13 protein-coding genes, 2 tRNA genes and 1 rRNA gene are annotated in these 18,713 nt (G+C 36.2%); 9 read left to right on the top strand and 7 right to left on the bottom strand.

Annotation, left to right across the window (positions count from 1 at the left end):
* Positions 1-27: 27 nt before the first annotated feature.
* Positions 28-330 (top strand): DUF3467 domain-containing protein, encoded by a 303-nt coding sequence (locus tag BXU11_RS10790; protein WP_078212551.1) that lies wholly within the window; start codon positions 28-30, stop codon positions 328-330.
* 88 nt (positions 331-418) lie between these two features.
* Here the strand turns inward: BXU11_RS10790 and BXU11_RS10785 are convergent, their stop codons facing one another.
* Complete coding sequence (locus BXU11_RS10785) at positions 419-2,008, bottom strand: peptide chain release factor 3 (protein ID WP_078212550.1); 1,590 nt, start codon at positions 2,006-2,008, stop codon at positions 419-421.
* A gap of 317 nt (positions 2,009-2,325) precedes the next feature.
* Between BXU11_RS10785 and BXU11_RS10780 the strand changes: the two genes are divergently transcribed.
* From BXU11_RS10780 to BXU11_RS10765, 4 genes are all read left to right on the top strand, one after another.
* Positions 2,326-3,729: a peptidylprolyl isomerase gene (locus BXU11_RS10780; RefSeq protein ID WP_078212549.1), complete on the top strand. Its 1,404-nt coding sequence runs from the start codon at positions 2,326-2,328 to the stop codon at positions 3,727-3,729.
* A 76-nt stretch (positions 3,730-3,805) separates the two neighbouring features.
* Complete coding sequence (locus tag BXU11_RS10775; RefSeq protein ID WP_024982069.1) at positions 3,806-4,759, top strand: MoxR family ATPase; 954 nt, start codon at positions 3,806-3,808, stop codon at positions 4,757-4,759.
* 331 nt (positions 4,760-5,090) lie between these two features.
* Entirely contained in the window at positions 5,091-7,859 is a 2,769-nt protein-coding gene (locus tag BXU11_RS10770; RefSeq protein WP_078212548.1) for a bifunctional aconitate hydratase 2/2-methylisocitrate dehydratase, read from the top strand.
* A gap of 237 nt (positions 7,860-8,096) precedes the next feature.
* A complete protein-coding gene (locus tag BXU11_RS10765) occupies positions 8,097-9,557 on the top strand; it encodes a peptidoglycan endopeptidase (RefSeq protein ID WP_078212547.1) in 1,461 nt (486 codons plus the stop codon).
* 213 nt (positions 9,558-9,770) lie between these two features.
* On the opposite strand, the gene BXU11_RS10760 is transcribed toward BXU11_RS10765, so the two are convergent.
* The 6 genes from BXU11_RS10760 to BXU11_RS10735 form a co-directional block, all read right to left on the bottom strand.
* Complete coding sequence (locus tag BXU11_RS10760; RefSeq protein ID WP_024982072.1) at positions 9,771-11,066, bottom strand: TIGR00341 family protein; 1,296 nt, start codon at positions 11,064-11,066, stop codon at positions 9,771-9,773.
* An 11-nt stretch (positions 11,067-11,077) separates the two neighbouring features.
* The gene (locus tag BXU11_RS10755; RefSeq protein ID WP_078212546.1) at positions 11,078-11,620 is read right to left on the bottom strand and encodes a YceI family protein; all 543 of its coding nucleotides are present in this window, start codon (positions 11,618-11,620) and stop codon (positions 11,078-11,080) included.
* Between the two features lie 88 nt (positions 11,621-11,708).
* Positions 11,709-12,254 (bottom strand): acyl-CoA thioesterase, encoded by a 546-nt coding sequence (locus tag BXU11_RS10750; RefSeq protein WP_078212545.1) that lies wholly within the window; start codon positions 12,252-12,254, stop codon positions 11,709-11,711.
* A gap of 3 nt (positions 12,255-12,257) precedes the next feature.
* A complete protein-coding gene (locus tag BXU11_RS10745; protein ID WP_078212544.1) occupies positions 12,258-12,623 on the bottom strand; it encodes a 6-phosphogluconate dehydrogenase in 366 nt (121 codons plus the stop codon).
* Positions 12,624-12,628: 5 nt separating this feature from the next.
* Entirely contained in the window at positions 12,629-13,999 is a 1,371-nt protein-coding gene (rmuC, locus tag BXU11_RS10740; RefSeq protein ID WP_078212543.1) for a DNA recombination protein RmuC, read from the bottom strand.
* Positions 14,000-14,204: 205 nt separating this feature from the next.
* Positions 14,205-14,405, bottom strand: coding sequence for a hypothetical protein (locus tag BXU11_RS10735; RefSeq protein ID WP_078212542.1), 201 nt, complete (start codon positions 14,403-14,405; stop codon positions 14,205-14,207).
* A 159-nt stretch (positions 14,406-14,564) separates the two neighbouring features.
* Here BXU11_RS10735 and BXU11_RS10730 point away from each other — a divergent pair, with 159 nt between their 5' ends.
* From BXU11_RS10730 to BXU11_RS10710, 4 genes are all read left to right on the top strand, one after another.
* Positions 14,565-15,755 carry an ectonucleotide pyrophosphatase/phosphodiesterase gene (locus BXU11_RS10730; protein WP_078212541.1) on the top strand — a complete coding sequence of 397 codons (1,191 nt, stop codon included), beginning with the start codon at positions 14,565-14,567 and terminating at the stop codon, positions 15,753-15,755.
* A gap of 1,025 nt (positions 15,756-16,780) precedes the next feature.
* A 16S ribosomal RNA gene (locus BXU11_RS10720) occupies positions 16,781-18,294 on the top strand.
* A gap of 129 nt (positions 18,295-18,423) precedes the next feature.
* Positions 18,424-18,497, top strand: a tRNA-Ile gene (locus tag BXU11_RS10715).
* Between the two features lie 88 nt (positions 18,498-18,585).
* Positions 18,586-18,659 (top strand) — tRNA-Ala (locus BXU11_RS10710).
* Positions 18,660-18,713: the final 54 nt, after the last annotated feature.

Genomic DNA, 18,713 nt, shown 5'->3' with positions numbered 1-18,713 from the left:
TTTACTAATCATTAAATTTTCTATAAGATGAAAGATCAACAAGAACAAATTAATATTGAATTAGATGAAACGATTGCTGAAGGAGTATATTCTAACTTAGCAATTATCAATCATTCTTCTTCTGAGTTTGTTTTGGATTTTGTAAGTATCATGCCAGGTTTGCCTAAAGCTAAAGTAAAGTCACGAATTGTTCTAACGCCTCAACATGCCAAAAGATTAATAAAGGCATTGGCGGATAATGTACATCGTTTTGAAGTGGCTAATGGGGAAATCAAAGATACTGAACAAGCGCCAATTCCTTTAAATTTTGGTCCAGCTGGACAAGCTTAAATGCAAAAAAGACTTCGTTATGAAGTCTTTTTTTGTTTGGAATTATAAGTAAAACAAAAGCCAACTTTTTATAGTTGGCTTTCTTGTATTATTCAAATTCTGAAGTGAAAAATAATTTTACGCTTGGAAATTTACTTTGTGTCATTTGTATGGTGAAATCCGAATCGGCCAGAAATACTAATTGATTGTATTTGTCTTTGGCCAAAAATTTTTGTTTGATACGTTTAAATTCTTTGAACTCCTCATTTTTAGCATCATCAGGCTTTACCCAACATGCTTTGTGAACCGGAAAGTTCTCATAGGTACATTTTGCACCATATTCATGCTCTAAACGGTATTGAATAACTTCATACTGTAGCGCTCCAACCGTACCAATGATTTTACGATTGTTCATTTCAAGGGTGAATAATTGCGCGACACCTTCGTCCATTAATTGGTCCACTCCTTTGTCTAGTTGTTTTGCTTTTAATGGATCTGCGTTGTTGATGTATCTAAAGTGTTCTGGTGAGAAACTTGGAATACCTTTAAAACTCATGATTTCTCCTTCGGTTAAGGTGTCACCAATTTTGAAATTACCTGTGTCATGAAGACCGACAATATCACCCGGATAGGAGATGTCAACGATTTCTTTTTTCTCAGCAAAAAAGGCATTCGGGCTAGAAAATTTTAGATTTTTCTTTTGACGAACATGATAGTAAGGTTTGTTTCTTTCAAAAGTTCCAGAAACAATTTTTATAAACGCCAAGCGATCTCGGTGTTTAGGATCCATGTTAGCATGAATTTTAAACACAAAGCCAGCCATCTTTTCTTCTTTCGGGTCTACCAAACGGGTTTCAGATTCTTTTGCTCTTGGTGATGGAGCGATGGCAACAAAGCAGTCTAATAATTCCCTAACACCGAAGTTGTTCAAAGCTGAACCAAAAAAGACAGGTTGTAATTTTCCATCTAAATAATCCTGACGGTCAAATTTTGGATATACCTCGTCAATCAATTCTAATTCTTCGCGAAGTTTGTCTGCTGGTTTTTGACCAATTATTTTTTCTAACTCAGGACTTTGTACGTCTGAGAAAGCGATGGTTTCTTCAATATTTTTGCGGCTATCTCCACTAAAAAGATTAATGTTTTGTTCCCATAAGTTGTAGATACCTTGAAAATCATACCCCATACCGATAGGGAAACTTAATGGTGTTACCGTGAGGCCTAATTTTTGTTCTACTTCATCCATCAAATCAAAGGCATCTTTACCTTCACGGTCTAATTTGTTAATGAAAACAATCATCGGAATGTTTCTCATTCTACAAACAGCGACCAATTTCTCGGTTTGTTCTTCGACTCCTTTTGCAACGTCAATTACTACAATTACACTATCAACAGCCGTCAAGGTGCGGAAGGTGTCTTCGGCAAAATCCTTGTGACCTGGCGTGTCCAAGATATTGATTTTTTTTTCTTTATAATTAAAGGCCAATACCGAAGTAGAAACAGAGATTCCTCTTTGGCGCTCAATTTCCATAAAGTCACTCGTAGCCCCTTTTTTGATTTTATTGTTTTTAACGGCACCAGCCTCTTGAATGGCCCCTCCAAAAAGCAATAATTTTTCGGTTAGTGTCGTTTTTCCAGCATCAGGATGTGAAATGATGCCAAATGTTCTTCTGCGATGTATTTCTTTTAAAAAACTCATATATACTCTAAATAGTTTGCAAAAATACTATTTAAATATGCGATTTAAAAAAATGTAAGGCTATTTCTATTGTCAAATTAGCAGGTGTAGTGATTACTATATCAATTAACGTAATAATTTTATGTTAATAGTAGGTGGGATAGTTGTATTATCTCTTTGAATTGTTATTTTTGTTTGCAATTTACTTGTCATTTAACAAAAGAGTATAGCCTTTTAAGAGTTTACTTATTTAGTTAAGGTTGTGCTGTTTTGCTTTATGCTACAGACTTTAGTAATTCAAAAAAAAATATAACACCCATAAATTTAACCTTTTTTCGATGAAGTTTTTAAAATACAATTTTGCACTTCCTTTCTGTTTAGTTATTCTGTTTTCTTCTGCTGCAGTGGCACAGGAAATAATAAAAGATAAAGCAATTGATAAGGTTGAAGAAGTCCGATCTAAGCGTCAAAAAGTGGACGGAGTTATTGCAACGGTTGGTGATTATATTGTTTTAGATTCTGATATAGACAAATCATTTTTAGAGATAACAGCCGGAGGAGGATCGGTAAGCGGGATTACTAGATGCCAGATGCTGGGTAAATTATTGGAAGATAAATTGTACGCGCATCAAGCCATTCAAGACAGTATTGTAGTTTCTGACGCTGAGATCAAAGGAATGATGGAAGAGCGTTTGAATTATATGGTAGAAAGTCTAGGATCCATGGATAAAGTGATTGCCATGTACAAAAAAGGAACTGAAGAAGATTTAAGATCGACTTTTTTTGATGTACTAAAGGAACAAAAATTAAGCTCAGAAATGGGTAAAAAAATTGTTGATGGTGTGGAGATTACACCGGAAGAAGTTCGTAATTACTTTAAAGCTATTCCTAAAGCAGATTTACCTTTTTTCGGAGCGGAGATGGAAGTAGCTCAAATTGTAGTCGCACCAGTAGTGACTCAAGAGGACAAACAAAAAGTCATCGATCGCTTGAAAGGGTTTAAAAAAGAAGTGGAGGCAGGTGCTAGTTTCTCTACCAAAGCCGTTTTGTATACTCAAGATCCCGGTTCAAGAGCTACAGGAGGTTTTTACAAAATGAATAGAAAAACACCTTTTGTTAAAGAATTTAAAGAAGTTGCTTTCAAGCTTGCTGAGGGTGAAATTTCTGAGCCATTTGAAACTGATTTTGGATTCCATATTATTATGGTTGAAAAAATAAAAGGACAAGAATTAGAATTGCGACACATCTTGCTTACGCCTACAGTTACTGAGACTTCTATTAGAGAAGCTAAAGAAAAAATTGAATTGATTAGAAAACGTATCATCGATAAAGAAATTACTTTTGCAGAAGCTGCAAGAACAACGTCTGATGAAAAAGAAACTAGAGCTAATGGTGGTGCTTTGATTAATCCAAAAACCCAAGATACTCGTTTCGAATTAACCAAAATGGATCCAAGTCTATACAGTAGAGTGTCAAATCTTAAAGATCAAGAGATTTCTCAACCCTTTATGGAAGAAGAGCAAGGTAAAAAAACTTTCAAAATTATTACAGTTACCAATAGAATCGACGAACATACCGCCGACTACTCCAAAGACTACATCAAAATCAAAGATTTAGCTTTGAAAGAAAAACAGATCAAAGCAGTAGGGAAATGGTTTGATGAAAAAATTAAAGAAACCTATATTAAGATCAACGGTGAGTACAGAGATTGTGCTTTTACCAATAACTGGTTGAAAAAATAATTTTTATAAAATAAATAAAAAGAGTTAGTTTTATGATTTCATAGTACTAACTCTTTTTTAATTTAAATCCATTTATATGTCGGATGTCGATGCGATTCATGCTTTAGTTCAAAAGCGAAACCAACTCAAAACTGAAATTGCTAAAATAATTGTAGGTCAAGACGATGTGATTGATCAAATCGTACTTTCTATATTCTCAGGTGGTCATGCATTGCTTGTTGGGGTGCCGGGTTTGGCCAAAACATTAATGGTAAATACACTGGCGCAAGCACTAGGTTTAGATTTCAAGCGAATTCAATTTACGCCTGATTTAATGCCTTCTGATATTTTAGGGAGTGAAATTTTAGATGAAAATCGACAGTTTAAATTTATTAAAGGACCTGTTTTTTCGAATATCATTTTGGCAGATGAAATTAATAGAACGCCTCCAAAAACGCAAGCAGCTTTGTTGGAAGCCATGCAGGAACGTGCGGTGACTATTGCAGGGCATAACTATAAATTAGATTTGCCTTATTTTGTATTAGCTACTCAAAACCCAATTGAGCAAGAAGGTACTTATCCTTTGCCAGAAGCACAGTTGGATCGTTTTATGTTTGCGATCAAGTTAGATTATCCTTCTTTTTTGGAAGAAGTGCAAGTGGTAAAAAACACTACTTCTGATGTTAAATTAACGATTAATCCTTTGTTTAGTGCTGAAGAAATTATTGAATACCAACATCTAATTCGTCGTATTCCTGTTGCGGATAATGTTATTGAGTATGCGGTAACGTTGGTTAGTAAAACGCGTCCAAATAATCCGTTGTCGAATGAGTTTGTAAAGAATTACCTAGATTGGGGAGCAGGCCCTAGAGCGTCACAAAACTTAATTATTGCGGCCAAAGCCAATGCAGCATTTCATGGAAAGTTTTCTCCAGATATTGAAGATGTGAAGGCTGTTGCAGTTGGAATTTTGCGCCATAGAATCATCAAAAATTATAAAGCCGATGCAGAAGGAATTTCTGAAGAAATGATCATAGCAAAGCTTTTATAACGTTGTAGTTTTGTTATTTAGAAAGGTTCTTAGTTAAAATGATAGCTAAGAGCCTTTTTTTTAGCTGTGCTGTATTTTGAAATTCTTAAAAATACCTTCTTTAAATACTGAATACATAATATTTTAATAAAAAAATAAATTTTTATTAATAAAAGATAATGTTTGAGTTGTTTTGGTAATAATAATTTTCAAAAATAAGACTTCTATTAAATTTTTTTTAAGTTTCCGCTTTAATTCCTAGCTTTGCTCATGCAATTTAAAACCTTATTTATGGCTTTTGGTAATCGAAAAATAAGTACAATTAGCCATTAACTTTATAAACCTTTCCATTATGAACACTTATAGCGATTACATTAAAGAAATCGAAGAACGAAAACTACAAGGGCTACATCCTAAACCTATTGATGGTGCAGAATTGTTGTCTGAGATTATTGCACAAATTAAAGATGTAAATCATGTAGATCGTAAAGATTCGCTGCAGTTTTTTATTTATAATACCATACCAGGAACTACTAGTGCGGCTCATGTTAAGGCGAAGTTTTTAAAAGAAATTATTCTTGGAGAAGTAGTAGTTGAAGAAATACAACCTTCTTTTGCTTTTGAATTGTTATCGCACATGAAAGGTGGTCCTTCTATTAAAGTTTTACTTGACTTAGTTTTAGGGGAAGATAAAGCTATAGCCATCGAAGCAGCTAAAGTTTTAAAAACACAAGTGTATCTTTACGATGCAGATATGGCGAGACTTAAAGAAGGCTATGAGAATGGAAATGAGATTGTAATTGATATTATTAAAAGTTACGCACAGGCCGAGTTTTTTACTCAATTACCAGAAGTAGAGGAAGAGATAAAAGTGGTTACTTTTATTGCTGGCGAAGGAGATATTTCTACAGATTTACTTTCTCCAGGGAATCAAGCACACTCTAGATCGGATCGTGAGTTGCATGGAAAATGCATGATAACACCTCAGGCCCAAGAAGAAATCAAAGCCTTACAAGCACAACATCCTGATGCATCAGTGATGCTAATTGCTGAAAAAGGTACCATGGGTGTAGGGTCTTCAAGAATGTCAGGGGTAAACAACGTGGCACTTTGGACGGGTAAGCAATCTAGTCCTTATGTACCCTTTGTAAACTTTGCGCCTATTGTTGGAGGAACCAATGGAATTTCACCTATTTTTCTAACTACAGTAGATGTTACTGGAGGAATTGGGATTGATTTGAAAAACTGGGTTAAAAAATTAGATGCAGATGGAAAACCTGTGTTGAACGAAAGCGGTGACCCTATTTTAGAAGAAGTATATTCTGTAGCCACAGGAACGGTACTTACCATTAATACTAAGAAAAAGAAATTATATAAAGGAGACCAAGAGCTTATTGATATTTCAAAAGCTTTTACTCCTCAAAAAATGGAATTTATTAAAGCTGGAGGATCGTATGCTATTGTGTTTGGAAAAAAACTACAAACATTTGCCGCTAATCTTTTAGGAATCGATATTCCATTAGTGTATGCTCCGTCCAAAGAAATAACTATTGACGGACAGGGTCTTACAGCAGTAGAGAAAATATTTAACAAAAACGCTGTAGGTACTATTTCTAAAAAAGTATTACATGCAGGCTCTGATGTAAGAGTTACTGTGAATATTGTAGGTTCACAAGATACGACAGGATTGATGACAGCTCAGGAATTAGAGTCTATGGCAGCAACTGTAATATCGCCAATAGTAGACGGTGCGTATCAATCGGGATGTCATACAGCTTCGGTTTGGGATAAAAAAGCGCAGGCTAATATCCCAAAATTGATGAAATTTATGAATGACTTTGGATTAATCACGGGGCGTGATCCTAAAGGTGTATATCATGCTATGACGGATGTTATCCATAAAGTATTGAACGATATTACTATAGATGATTGGGCTATCATTATTGGTGGCGACTCGCATACTAGAATGTCTAAAGGCGTTGCATTTGGAGCAGATTCTGGTACTGTTGCGTTAGCCTTGGCTACAGGTGAGGCGTCTATGCCAATTCCGGATTCAGTAAAAGTGACTTTTAAAGGAACGATGAAAGAATACATGGATTTTCGAGATGTGGTCCATGCTACACAAGCACAAATGCTTAAGAAATTTGGTGGCGAAAATGTATTTCAAGGTCGTGTAATCGAGGTTCATTTGGGTACGCTTACAGCTGATCAAGCCTTTACTTTTACGGACTGGTCTGCTGAAATGAAAGCAAAAGCGGCTATTTGTATTTCTGAGGACGCAACTTTAATCGAATCGTTGGAGATTGCTAAAAGCAGAATCCAAATCATGATTGATAAAGGGATGGATAATTATAATCATGTGCTTCAAGGCTTAATTGACAAAGCGAATGTTAGAATTGCTGAGATTACATCAGGAGATAAACCTGCCTTGAGACCAGATGCAACAGCTAAGTATTATGCAGAAGTAGAAATTGATTTGGATCAAATTGTTGAACCAATGATTGCAGATCCAGATGTAAATAATGTGGATGTTTCTAAGCGATACACTCATGATACGATCAGACCATTATCTTTTTACGGTGGCACTAAAAAAGTAGATCTTGGATTCATTGGTTCCTGTATGGTACATAAAGGAGATATGAAGATTTTGGCTCAAATGCTTAAGAATGTTGAAGCGCAACAAGGTAAAGTTGAATTCAAATCACCACTTGTAGTAGCTCCGCCAACGTACAATATAGTAGATGAATTAAAAGCCGAAGGTGATTGGGAAGTTTTAAAAAGATATTCTGGGTTTGAGTTTGATGATAACGCACCTAAAGGTGCAGCACGAACTAAATACGAGAATATGTTGTATTTAGAGCGACCAGGTTGTAATCTTTGTATGGGTAACCAAGAAAAAGCTGAAAAAGGTGATACGGTGATGGCTACTTCAACGCGTCTGTTTCAAGGAAGAGTGGTGGAGGATACTGATGGTAAAAAAGGAGAATCTTTATTGTCTTCTACGCCTGTAGTAGTGCTTTCAACCGTGTTGGGTAGAACACCAACTATTGAAGAATACATAGCGGCTGTTAAAGGAATCAATTTGACTAAATTCACACCCTCAAATAAGCAGTTGATTTAATTAATTGCTGTATTTTAACTGTAAAGCCTGAGTTTTAAACTCAGGCTTTTTTATTTTTCTTTGTTAAATGCAGCTCTAATTTATTGTGTTTTTAACACTATTATTTAGTTAAATAAGTATATTTGTAATTGTTGAGAAAAGTTTGTTTTTTGCGTATAAAATCATGCTTTTTTTGTGTGAAATTTAGATTAACTCCGTTTTTGATAAAAATCGCCCCCAATTTTTAAAGAAAAATTCATGAAATATTTTGGCTTAATTTTATTGTTTTTTAGTACTGCTACCTCTACTCTTTTTTCGCAAGAAAAATACATTCAACATCAAATTTCACAAGGTGAAACCATTTCAACAATAGCCGAAAAATACCATGTAAGTCAAAAGGTTATTTTTGAATTGAATCCAAAAGCTTCAGGAGTTTTAAAATTGAAATCGGTTTTGAAAATTCCAAATAAAAACTATAAAAAAGAGTTGGCTCAAAAAGAATTAGCGGCCAAAATGAAACGTTCCAAAACAATTGAGTATGAAGTTTTACCCAAAGAAACTTTGTATGGGATTGCCAAAAAACATAGTCTCTCAGTTGATGATATTAAAAAAAGTAATCCATCGATTGATCTAGTGGGTTTAAAAGTAGGAAAGAAAATTAAACTCATTGTTCCTGCAAATTTTGTGCTAAGTCCTGAAGTGGCGGTTGTGGATAGAGATAGTGTTAGTCTCATAAGTGAAAATGCTGCAAGTAGTAAGGAAACTCAAAATGTAAGTGCTATTGTTGCCGAACACAAAGCCGTTCAACCTCATACAGTATTGGCAACGGAAACCAAGTATGGAGTATCTAAAAAATATAATATTTCAGTTGCAGAATTGGAGCAATTAAATCCCAATCTAATTAATAAAAACTTGGCCATTGGACAAATGTTGAATGTCCCTTTACAAGATAAACAAGTGACTACAGTACCTGTCGGTGAGCCGTCTTCTGCTACTACTCAAGGAGCTGTTACTTTGGCGGGACAAGATCAAGCTGTTGTAAAAGTTGAAGATAAAGCTACAGAAAACGAAGTAGCTATAACTAAATCAGTTGAAGCCTCAGTGCATCAAGTTATGCCAAAAGAAACAAAATTTGGAATTGCAAAGAAGTACAATATCACTGTTGCCGAATTAGAACGTTTAAATCCTTCGATTAAAAACACGCTTAGAGTTGGTTTGGTTTTAAAAATAAATGAGGGTAAGTCTTCAACTACAGATGCAATTGCGATCGGAAGTGCTAAAAACGAGGTAGTATCTTCTAATGAAGAAAGTGCTACTAAATTTTTTGGAGATTTTGCAGTTGCGGATCATTTAATAGAAAAAGCTTCTGATAATTTAGGCATTCGTTACCGATCTGGTGGTACTTCAAGAGCAGGTTTTGATTGTTCAGGATTGATGTATACAACCTTTGATGCCTTTGATATTAAATTGCCTAGATCTTCTTTCGAACAAGCCAATGTTGGTTTAAAAATAGCACCCCAAGAAGCTCAAAAAGGGGATCTGATTTTCTTTAAAACTCGTGGTAGTGGTCGTATTAACCATGTGGGAATGGTAGTAGAAGTCGAAGGTAACGAAATTAAATTTATTCACTCTTCTACATCTAACGGTGTGATTATTTCTTCAACAAAAGAAAATTATTACCAACGAAACTTTGCACAAGTTAATCGTGTATTGAAATAGACCAATTGTCTTTTTATTAGCATTTTTTGCGTTAGGCATTACTTCACTCATGCTATTTTCATAGGAGTTCAGTGAACTTCGTTTGCAGTGAAAATCCTTTTTTAGGCTTTTTCGGTCTCAAAAAGATTGTAACGAAAAAGCCCGACCCTTGTAGTAACGCCCAAATAGCGAGATGAAAAAATTGCTGTTTAGTATAGAAGTAAGTCTAATCCATTAATTTTCTCGGAGTAGAATTACATTGTTTTTTTGAACTCTTTTCTTTAGCCATTCTTTTAGTTTTTTTTCATCATTGGTAGTCAAAGGCTTTCTGCTGTTATATACCGCTACGGTTTTGATAAGTGTACTATCCGTGTTTTCGTTGTACGTATGATTGGCAATAGAAAGGTTGGTTATATCTGGAAATAAAATGCTAATTTCTCCTCTTAATCCTTTATTGTCAAATGAGTTGCTTTTTAGTTTATTCTTTAAATTCACAATGATTAAATCTTTTTTGGTTTCCTTCGAATTCTCGTTGATATAATTCTCGGAAATTAACTTCTTTATGTCGGTCGTATCTTGTTTGATGATAAGTTTAGTGTTTTCTATTTTGTATTTTTTTAGAGAAGCATTCAGTTTTTTTTCCTCCTGACTACTTACTTTTTTATTTAGAAAGGCCAACTCGATGCTTTTGGGATTGGCTTTGTAATTTATTTTTTGATAGACAATAGTGAAGCCGTTCTCTATAAATTCTTGATTTAAATACAATTCAATCCTTTGATGGTATTTTTTTTCTTGAGCTAATAAGTAAGCAAAATACACACTTGGCAAAATCAGTAATAAGATTATGGTCGAAATGGTGTATTTTATTTTCTTACGGTAGCGTTGATCAACAATTTTGACTTCAGGATATTTAAGATATTTTACAATTACAAAGGTTGAAATACAGATAAAAACACAGTTGATGGTGTACAAAAAAAGTGCCCCAAGAAAATATTTCCAATTCCCGATAGCTAGTCCGTAACCAGCAGTGCACAATGGCGGCATTAAAGCTGTGGCAATTGCAACACCAGGAATCGGATTTCCTTTTTCAACTCGCGTAATGGCTATAACGCCAACTAATCCTCCAAAAAAGGCTATAAGAATATCGTAAATATTGGGCGCTGTACGTGCTAAAAGCTCACTTTGGGCTTCTTTAAAAGGCGTTAGCATGAAATAAATAGTCGATACTAACAAACTTACAAGAGTCGCAATCAAGAGATTTTTGGCGGCTTTCTTTAGTAATTCAAAGTCAAATATACCTAAACTAAAACCTGCGCCAACAATCGGTCCCATTAACGGCGAGATCAACATCGCACCAATAATCACTGCAGTTGAATTTACATTTAAACCTACTGACGCTACGACTATGGCACAAGCCAAAATCCAAACAGTAGATCCCCTAAAAGAGATGTTGGCTTTTACGTTTTCAAGTACTTTTTGTTTGTCTTCTTCGCCAGTGTGTAGATCTAAAAAACTTTGTATTCGATTCATTGTGTTGTTTTTTATTCTGTTAGCGTTACCTTGAGGGTGGTGCTAACTTGTTTTGATATTTTTGAGGTAATAATTACGGGTATTTTTATGTTAAAATCTTCCGTGTTTAAAATAAAAGTGGTAGAAAGCGATAGGCCATTGTTGGATTTGTCGATCCAAGCTTTGCAAAACACAGGCTTCGATTTTCCATGTATTTTAATGATGCCCTTAATGGTATATTCGTTGGGTTTTTCTGTAAGGGATTCATAATTTAATTTTTCTATTCTCCCAATAAAAGAGGCTTTGGGGTAGCGGTCACTTTCTAAATAATTTTCATTGAAGTGTTGTTGCATCAATGGGAGTTTAAACCGAAATTGTTGTATGTAAACGGTACAATTAATTTCATTTGTGGTTAAAATCACCGAACAAGATACTTCGTTATTTGTTGCTTTGATTTCTTCAAAAAAAGGTACAGAGGCTTCAAAATGAATCGATCCTTTGGTAGTTGACCATTCATTTTGAGCTTGCGCCAGCAGGCTGAACATACAGAGAAAAATCAAAGTGTTTTTTGTCATGTGATGAACAATAGGTTCACTTAAAGTTACACTTTATATGTATGTTGAGCAAATTAATTTTTTTTAACCGCTTTGTCTGTTAATGAAGTTATAATTCTAACTTAATATTGTATTTGGTTATGTTTTTTAGATTTTCTGGGGAATAAAAATCAAACACTTCTTCGTGTTCTTCATGGATTTTTTTGAGTTCAATTTGCTTCAAACAATTGCTAAAACGGCGTACGTCATTTTCGGTTCTTAAAATTAAACCGGGTACGCTGACGCTTTTTCCTAATTCATTTTTGGCAACCATCGTAAAGTAAGACGAATTACAATGTTTGACAAGGCCTGTTTGTATGTTCTCGGATTCGACTCTAATGCCTACAATCATTGAACTTCTACCTACATAGTTCACTGAGGCTTTCATAGTGACCAATTCGCCCACTTCAATAGGTTGTAGAAAATTGACTGTATCAACAGAAGCAGTAACACAATAGTGTCCGGAAAATTTAGAAGCACTTGCAAAAGCAATTTGGTCTAGCAACGATAAGATATATCCTCCATGGATTTTACCGCTAAAATTGGTGTGCGAGGGGAGCATTAGTTCAGAAATGGTAATATGAGAAGCTGAAACAGATTTGAATATAGAGGTCATGAATTATCGATTATTAAATGGAGAGACTTCTTTTTGTACTGAGGTTATAAAAAAACGAGTTTCGCCCCACCACATAAAAGTGCGCTTTTTTTCTTCATAGGTTAAGCGAACATAATGACCTTGTAACACTTTTAAACTATCGATAACTGCTTTGTCTTTGTCTAAAACTGAAAAGCGAAAAATTTGTGCTCCCGAAATGCCTTGGCTCAATTCGCCTTCCCAAGTTTTGATGACCACACCTTTATGACTCAAACGGATTAATTCTCCAGAACGCACGCCATCGCTAACAGGAATGTAATAAATAAAGGCCATATAAATAGAAACGATTAGCACTCCAGCGAGTAGTAATAAAGCAGCAATTTTTTTCATTTGTTTTAGTTTATAAGGTTGTTTGTGTCATTTTCAGCTCTTTTTAGAACATTTTCAGGCAAAGCTTTTTTGGCTTTGGCGCCCATTTTTTTTAATTTTTCTACACTTACAATTAGGTTGCCTTTGCCCTCCACTAGCTTATTCATCGCGGCTCCATATTCAACTTTACTTTCATCAATTTTCTTTCCTATTTTGATCAAATCGCCAACAAATCCTTCAAATTTATCATACAGAGCACCCGCTTGGCGCGCAATTTCTACCGCATTTTCTTGTTGTTTTTGGTTGGTCCACATGCTGTCAATGGTGCGTAATGTGGCTAATAAAGTCGATGGAGTAACGATCACAATATTCTTCTCAAAGGCTTTATTGTATAAGCCTGTATCTTCATTTAGTGCAATGGCAAATGCCGGCTCTATCGGAATGAATAGCAAAACAAAATCAGGACTTTCCATCTGATACAAATCCTGATAATTTTTCTCACCTAATTGCTCTACGTGGCGCTTTATAGAGAGAATATGTTCTTTTAGATATCCAGCCTTTAAATTATCGTCTTCTTCATTAATGTATTTTTCGTAGGCGGTCAAAGACACTTTAGAGTCCACAATCATTTTTTTGCCGTCGGGTAGATTGATAACAACATCGGGAAATACTCTGCTTCCTTCAGAAGTAGTATGCGATTGTTGTACAAAATATTCGCGGTTTTTTTCCAACCCCGATTTTTCCAAAACCCTTTCCAATATGAGTTCACCCCAATTTCCTTGCATTTTACTATCTCCTTTTAATGCTTTGGTAAGGTTTAAGGTTTCTTTACTCATTTGAAGATTCATTTGTTGCAAACCCACAATTTGCTGACGTAACGCCGCGTGATAATCAATACTTTCTTTATGGGTATCTTCTACTTTTTTCTCGAATAACTGAATCTTATCTTGAAGCGGACTCAAGATATTCTTCATGTTTTCCTTATTCTGTTCGGTGAATTTATTCGATTTTTCGTCTAGAATTTTGTTGGCTAAATTTTCGAATTCTTTGGTGAATTTTTCTTGAAGTTGTTCCACTTCATTTTTTTGTTCTTTATGACGCTCAAGTAAATTATCAAAATCCACTTCTTTTTTAGAAAGTTGAATGGCTAAACTATCTTTTTCATTTCGAATGGCTTCTTTTTCTTGAAGGCTACTTTGTAATTGTTTTTCAAAAGTAGTTTTATCGATTGTAGCTTGTTCTTTTTGTTGTTGTAGCAAATGTTGTGCAGTATTGATTTTCTCTTCCAAGCTTATTTTTTGTGACTCAAAACGAGCTGAAAACAACAGTTTTCCTATGAAAAATCCAAGGCCAAGTGCAACGATAAAAACCAGTAAAAAAGAAAATAATTCAGACATAGAGGTGTTTTTTTTAGAAAAGTAAAAGTAAGAATTTAATATGGAGTGACAAGTTGGAGTTTGTCAATAAAAAAAGTCCCACCGAAGCAGGACTAAAGGTATTTATATTTTCTACTTGAATAAATGGAGTAAAAGGATTTGTAATGCATCATTTTTATTGTATGGTTGCTCTAGTTGAGGACTTTTTGTTTATAATGTTATTGCTTTAAAATTTAATGTTAGTATGGTTCTGAATTAATATATTCATTGCAGGAATACTAATATAAATTTCAGGATGATCCAAAACCAAAAAACCGATTTCCTCAATGGGCACCGTTCCTTCTCTAGTTTCTGATTTAACAATGAGCTGTAAATTTTTGGCTGAAATAGAAGATTTGTTTTCTATTAAAAGGGTCTTTTTTAACATGGGAATAAAAGTTTAAGTAGTTATTAATAAGTGTAATACTATCAAAACACATGCCTATCTCAAGTACGAGCATCAACCGCAGCTATTAACTGTGGTTGATTTTGGTTTGGATCGCTTTGTTTTGCTGTCTTGTTGTATCTTTGTGGACAAATTTTAAACATGAGAATACTAGTAATATCCATTTTTTTGCTTTCTTTTTGCAACGGGTTTAGTCAGAAGGTTGCCAAGCCCTATGTCGTTTTAGTGTCATTAGACGGATTCAGATGGGACTATCCCGATATATTTGATACTCCAAATTTGGATCGTTTGGCCCAAAATGGTGTAAAAGCCAAGTCCATGCAGCCCAGTTATCCTACCAAAACATTTCCTAATCATTACTCCATTGTCACAGGGTTATACCCGGATCATCATGGAATAGTAAACAATAATTTTTATGATAAGGAGATACAAAAAGTATTTACCTTAAAAACGGCAGTCAAAAGAGAAGCGCATTTTTATGGAGGAAATCCGATTTGGAACCTAGCGGAACAGCAGGGAGTAAAAACCGCTTGTTACTACTGGCCCGGTTCGGATACAGGAGTAAAGAGTCCGAGTATCTTTAAAATATATGATGATACAGTAAGTTACGAAAGTCGTATTAATACCGTTATCGATTGGCTTAGTCTATCAGAATCCGAAAGACCACACTTAATCACCTTGTATTTTGATCAACCCGACAAAACTGGGCATGATTTTGGTCCTTTATCAGCCGAAAATAAAAAAACAGTTACTGAAGTGGATGCAGTAATTGGACAATTGATGCAGCGGCTTGATGCGCTTCCTATCGGTAAAGAAATCAATCTCATTGTGCTCTCAGACCACGGAATGGCATCAATTAGCAATGACAAAAAAGTAGCCATTCTCGATTACCTTCAACCAGAATGGTACGGATATGCTGCCGTAATCAATCCCATTATGAGTCTTGAAGCAAAACCAGAATATACTGAGGCTATTGCCAATGCTTTAAAAAAAGTGCCTAACATTAAATGGTATCCTTCGGCAAAAGTACCTAAGCGACTGCATTTTGGCGCCAATCCAAGAGCACTCGACTTTGTGATAGAGGCCGAGGAAGGATTTAGTTTGGTTTATAAACCCGATCAAAAAGTTAGCGGTGGTACACATGGCTATGATAACGATATACAAGATATGCAAGCAATTTTTTATGCCAAAGGCCCCAACTTTAAAATAGGAAAAAAAGCAAAATCGTTTCGTAACGTTAGTGTTTATCCCTTAATTGCCGAAATCCTAGGACTGAAAACAGAAACAATAGATGGAGATTTGGCCGAGGTGAAAGCGATGTTGCGTAACTAATTTCCATTAGACTTACAATGTAGTTCATACATCATCCTTTCTACTGCACAAATCCTCAGGCTATACATTTAGTGCAATCGTGGTGTATACAATTGTTATGGCGTTCTCCTTATATATAGAGAAGTTTGGTTTTAAGCCAGAATTTATGTGCTACTATATATAAGGAGCCGGGCTATCCGCTACAAGTCCTCGACTAGTTTCGTTCTCACTACACTAGTCTGTGGGCTTTTCACTACTATCCCTAACGCGTAAAGTCGTATCTAAGCGCTAATCCTGTATATGGACTAATGCTTTATATGTATGGAGATAAAATAAATATAAAGAGAGTGGTTTTGTCCTCTAGCCTCAAACTCTATATTTTATACTGTAAAAGCTGTTTATACACTATATATACTGTATGGATAAAGTATAGATAGAGTATGAAAAGTGTATTTTACTAGTGATTTAGGATTAGTTGTTGAATAATGAAGTTTTTTCAATTCGTAAAGTTTTGGTTAAATAATGATTATCAGAGCTTTATTGAATTATTAAAAAATAAATCAAAAAAAGTTTTAAAAAGGCCTTGTTTAAACGAAAAAAGGGTCTACTTTTGCACCCGCAACAACGGCAACGTTCTTTTAAAAACTGGCAAGCGATTGATACAAAAGAAAAGAGATTTTCAAAAATAAAAATCAAAAAAAGCTTGTGAGAAATAAAAGAGTTATTTACCTTTGCACCCCGCAAAACACGGGAAGTTCCTTGAGAGATTGATAAGAGAGAATGATTTAAACGAGATAAAAATCTCAAAAAAAACTTCATTTTTTTCTTGCCAGTTAAAAAAAGAATTTCTACTTTTGCACCCGCTAATCGCGACAACGAAAAGCGCAGAAAACAAGAAGAATACGTTCCTAGACATATTGAATTGACAGCCGTCTTATTGAAAGATAAGACAAAGAAAAAAAGAGTAAGATAATCGAGAGATTAGAATAAACACCGATAGAATTGGATTCGCATAAAAATAGCTTAATTTATTAAGCGCACAATATACGATGAAGAGTTTGATCCTGGCTCAGGATGAACGCTAGCGGCAGGCTTAACACATGCAAGTCGAGGGGTATAGTTCTTCGGAACTAGAGACCGGCGCACGGGTGCGTAACGCGTATGCAATCTACCTTTTGCAGAGGGATAGCCCAGAGAAATTTGGATTAATACCTCATAGTATGTGAGAATGGCATCATTTTCACATTAAAGTCACAACGGCAAAAGATGAGCATGCGTCCCATTAGCTAGTTGGTAAGGTAACGGCTTACCAAGGCAACGATGGGTAGGGGTCCTGAGAGGGAGATCCCCCACACTGGTACTGAGACACGGACCAGACTCCTACGGGAGGCAGCAGTGAGGAATATTGGACAATGGGCGCAAGCCTGATCCAGCCATGCCGCGTGCAGGATGACGGTCCTATGGATTGTAAACTGCTTTTGTACAGGAAGAAACACTCCCTCGTGAGGGAGCTTGACGGTACTGTAAGAATAAGGATCGGCTAACTCCGTGCCAGCAGCCGCGGTAATACGGAGGATCCAAGCGTTATCCGGAATCATTGGGTTTAAAGGGTCCGTAGGCGGTTTAGTAAGTCAGTGGTGAAAGCCCATCGCTCAACGGTGGAATGGCCATTGATACTGCTAGACTTGAATTATTAGGAAGTAACTAGAATATGTAGTGTAGCGGTGAAATGCTTAGAGATTACATGGAATACCAATTGCGAAGGCAGGTTACTACTAATGGATTGACGCTGATGGACGAAAGCGTGGGTAGCGAACAGGATTAGATACCCTGGTAGTCCACGCCGTAAACGATGGATACTAGCTGTTGGGCGCAAGTTCAGTGGCTAAGCGAAAGTGATAAGTATCCCACCTGGGGAGTACGTTCGCAAGAATGAAACTCAAAGGAATTGACGGGGGCCCGCACAAGCGGTGGAGCATGTGGTTTAATTCGATGATACGCGAGGAACCTTACCAAGGCTTAAATGTAGATTGACCGGTTTGGAAACAGACTTTTCGCAAGACAATTTACAAGGTGCTGCATGGTTGTCGTCAGCTCGTGCCGTGAGGTGTCAGGTTAAGTCCTATAACGAGCGCAACCCCTGTTGTTAGTTGCCAGCGAGTCATGTCGGGAACTCTAACGAGACTGCCAGTGCAAACTGTGAGGAAGGTGGGGATGACGTCAAATCATCACGGCCCTTACGCCTTGGGCTACACACGTGCTACAATGGCCGGTACAGAGAGCAGCCACTGGGTGACCAGGAGCGAATCTACAAAGCCGGTCACAGTTCGGATCGGAGTCTGCAACTCGACTCCGTGAAGCTGGAATCGCTAGTAATCGGATATCAGCCATGATCCGGTGAATACGTTCCCGGGCCTTGTACACACCGCCCGTCAAGCCATGGAAGCTGGGGGTGCCTGAAGTCGGTGACCGCAAGGAGCTGCCTAGGGTAAAACTGGTAACTAGGGCTAAGTCGTAACAAGGTAGCCGTACCGGAAGGTGCGGCTGGAACACCTCCTTTCTAGAGCCTTAGTGTTAGCGTAAAGCACGCTAAGGAAAAAGAAGAAGATTTTAAAGGTGCTATGACACCGATTATATTACTCTTGCTGTTAATTTAAAGAAATTGAATAAAGAATTAAGTAAAAAACAGAGTCTCGTAGCTCAGCTGGTTAGAGTACTACACTGATAATGTAGGGGTCGGCAGTTCGAGTCTGCCCGGGACTACTATTTACACTTAATTAGGAAATTCTAGAGGTTGAAATCCTTTTTTTTTGGAATTTGGAATTTAAAAATTTGGAATTTTACAAAAAATGGGGATTAGCTCAGCTGGCTAGAGCGCCTGCCTTGCACGCAGGAGGTCAAACGGTTCGACTCCGTTATTCTCCACAAGATAGTATCAAGATGATAGTATCAAGAATTAAGACAATAAGGTCTTAGTAC

The sequence above is a fragment of the Flavobacterium sp. LM5 genome (assembly GCF_002017945.1).
GTDB classification, from domain to species: Bacteria; Bacteroidota; Bacteroidia; order Flavobacteriales; family Flavobacteriaceae; genus Flavobacterium; species Flavobacterium succinicans.
This window is presented reverse-complemented; position numbering and strand designations above follow the sequence as displayed.

Excerpts from the sequence above, each read along its gene's own strand:
- BXU11_RS10745 (WP_078212544.1), bottom strand. The coding sequence starts at position 12,623 with ATGAAAAAAATTGCTGCTTTATTACTACTCGCTGGAGTGCTAATCGTT.
- BXU11_RS10735 (WP_078212542.1), bottom strand. The coding sequence starts at position 14,405 with ATGTTAAAAAAGACCCTTTTAATAGAAAACAAATCTTCTATTTCAGCC.
- rmuC (WP_078212543.1), bottom strand. The coding sequence starts at position 13,999 with ATGTCTGAATTATTTTCTTTTTTACTGGTTTTTATCGTTGCACTTGGC.
- BXU11_RS10765 (WP_078212547.1), top strand. The coding sequence starts at position 8,097 with ATGAAATATTTTGGCTTAATTTTATTGTTTTTTAGTACTGCTACCTCT.
- BXU11_RS10760 (WP_024982072.1), bottom strand. The coding sequence starts at position 11,066 with ATGAATCGAATACAAAGTTTTTTAGATCTACACACTGGCGAAGAAGAC.
- BXU11_RS10790 (WP_078212551.1), top strand. The coding sequence starts at position 28 with ATGAAAGATCAACAAGAACAAATTAATATTGAATTAGATGAAACGATT.
- BXU11_RS10750 (WP_078212545.1), bottom strand. The coding sequence starts at position 12,254 with ATGACCTCTATATTCAAATCTGTTTCAGCTTCTCATATTACCATTTCT.
- BXU11_RS10780 (WP_078212549.1), top strand. The coding sequence starts at position 2,326 with ATGAAGTTTTTAAAATACAATTTTGCACTTCCTTTCTGTTTAGTTATT.
- BXU11_RS10775 (WP_024982069.1), top strand. The coding sequence starts at position 3,806 with ATGTCGGATGTCGATGCGATTCATGCTTTAGTTCAAAAGCGAAACCAA.
- BXU11_RS10785 (WP_078212550.1), bottom strand. The coding sequence starts at position 2,008 with ATGAGTTTTTTAAAAGAAATACATCGCAGAAGAACATTTGGCATCATT.
- BXU11_RS10770 (WP_078212548.1), top strand. The coding sequence starts at position 5,091 with ATGAACACTTATAGCGATTACATTAAAGAAATCGAAGAACGAAAACTA.
- BXU11_RS10755 (WP_078212546.1), bottom strand. The coding sequence starts at position 11,620 with ATGACAAAAAACACTTTGATTTTTCTCTGTATGTTCAGCCTGCTGGCG.
- BXU11_RS10730 (WP_078212541.1), top strand. The coding sequence starts at position 14,565 with ATGAGAATACTAGTAATATCCATTTTTTTGCTTTCTTTTTGCAACGGG.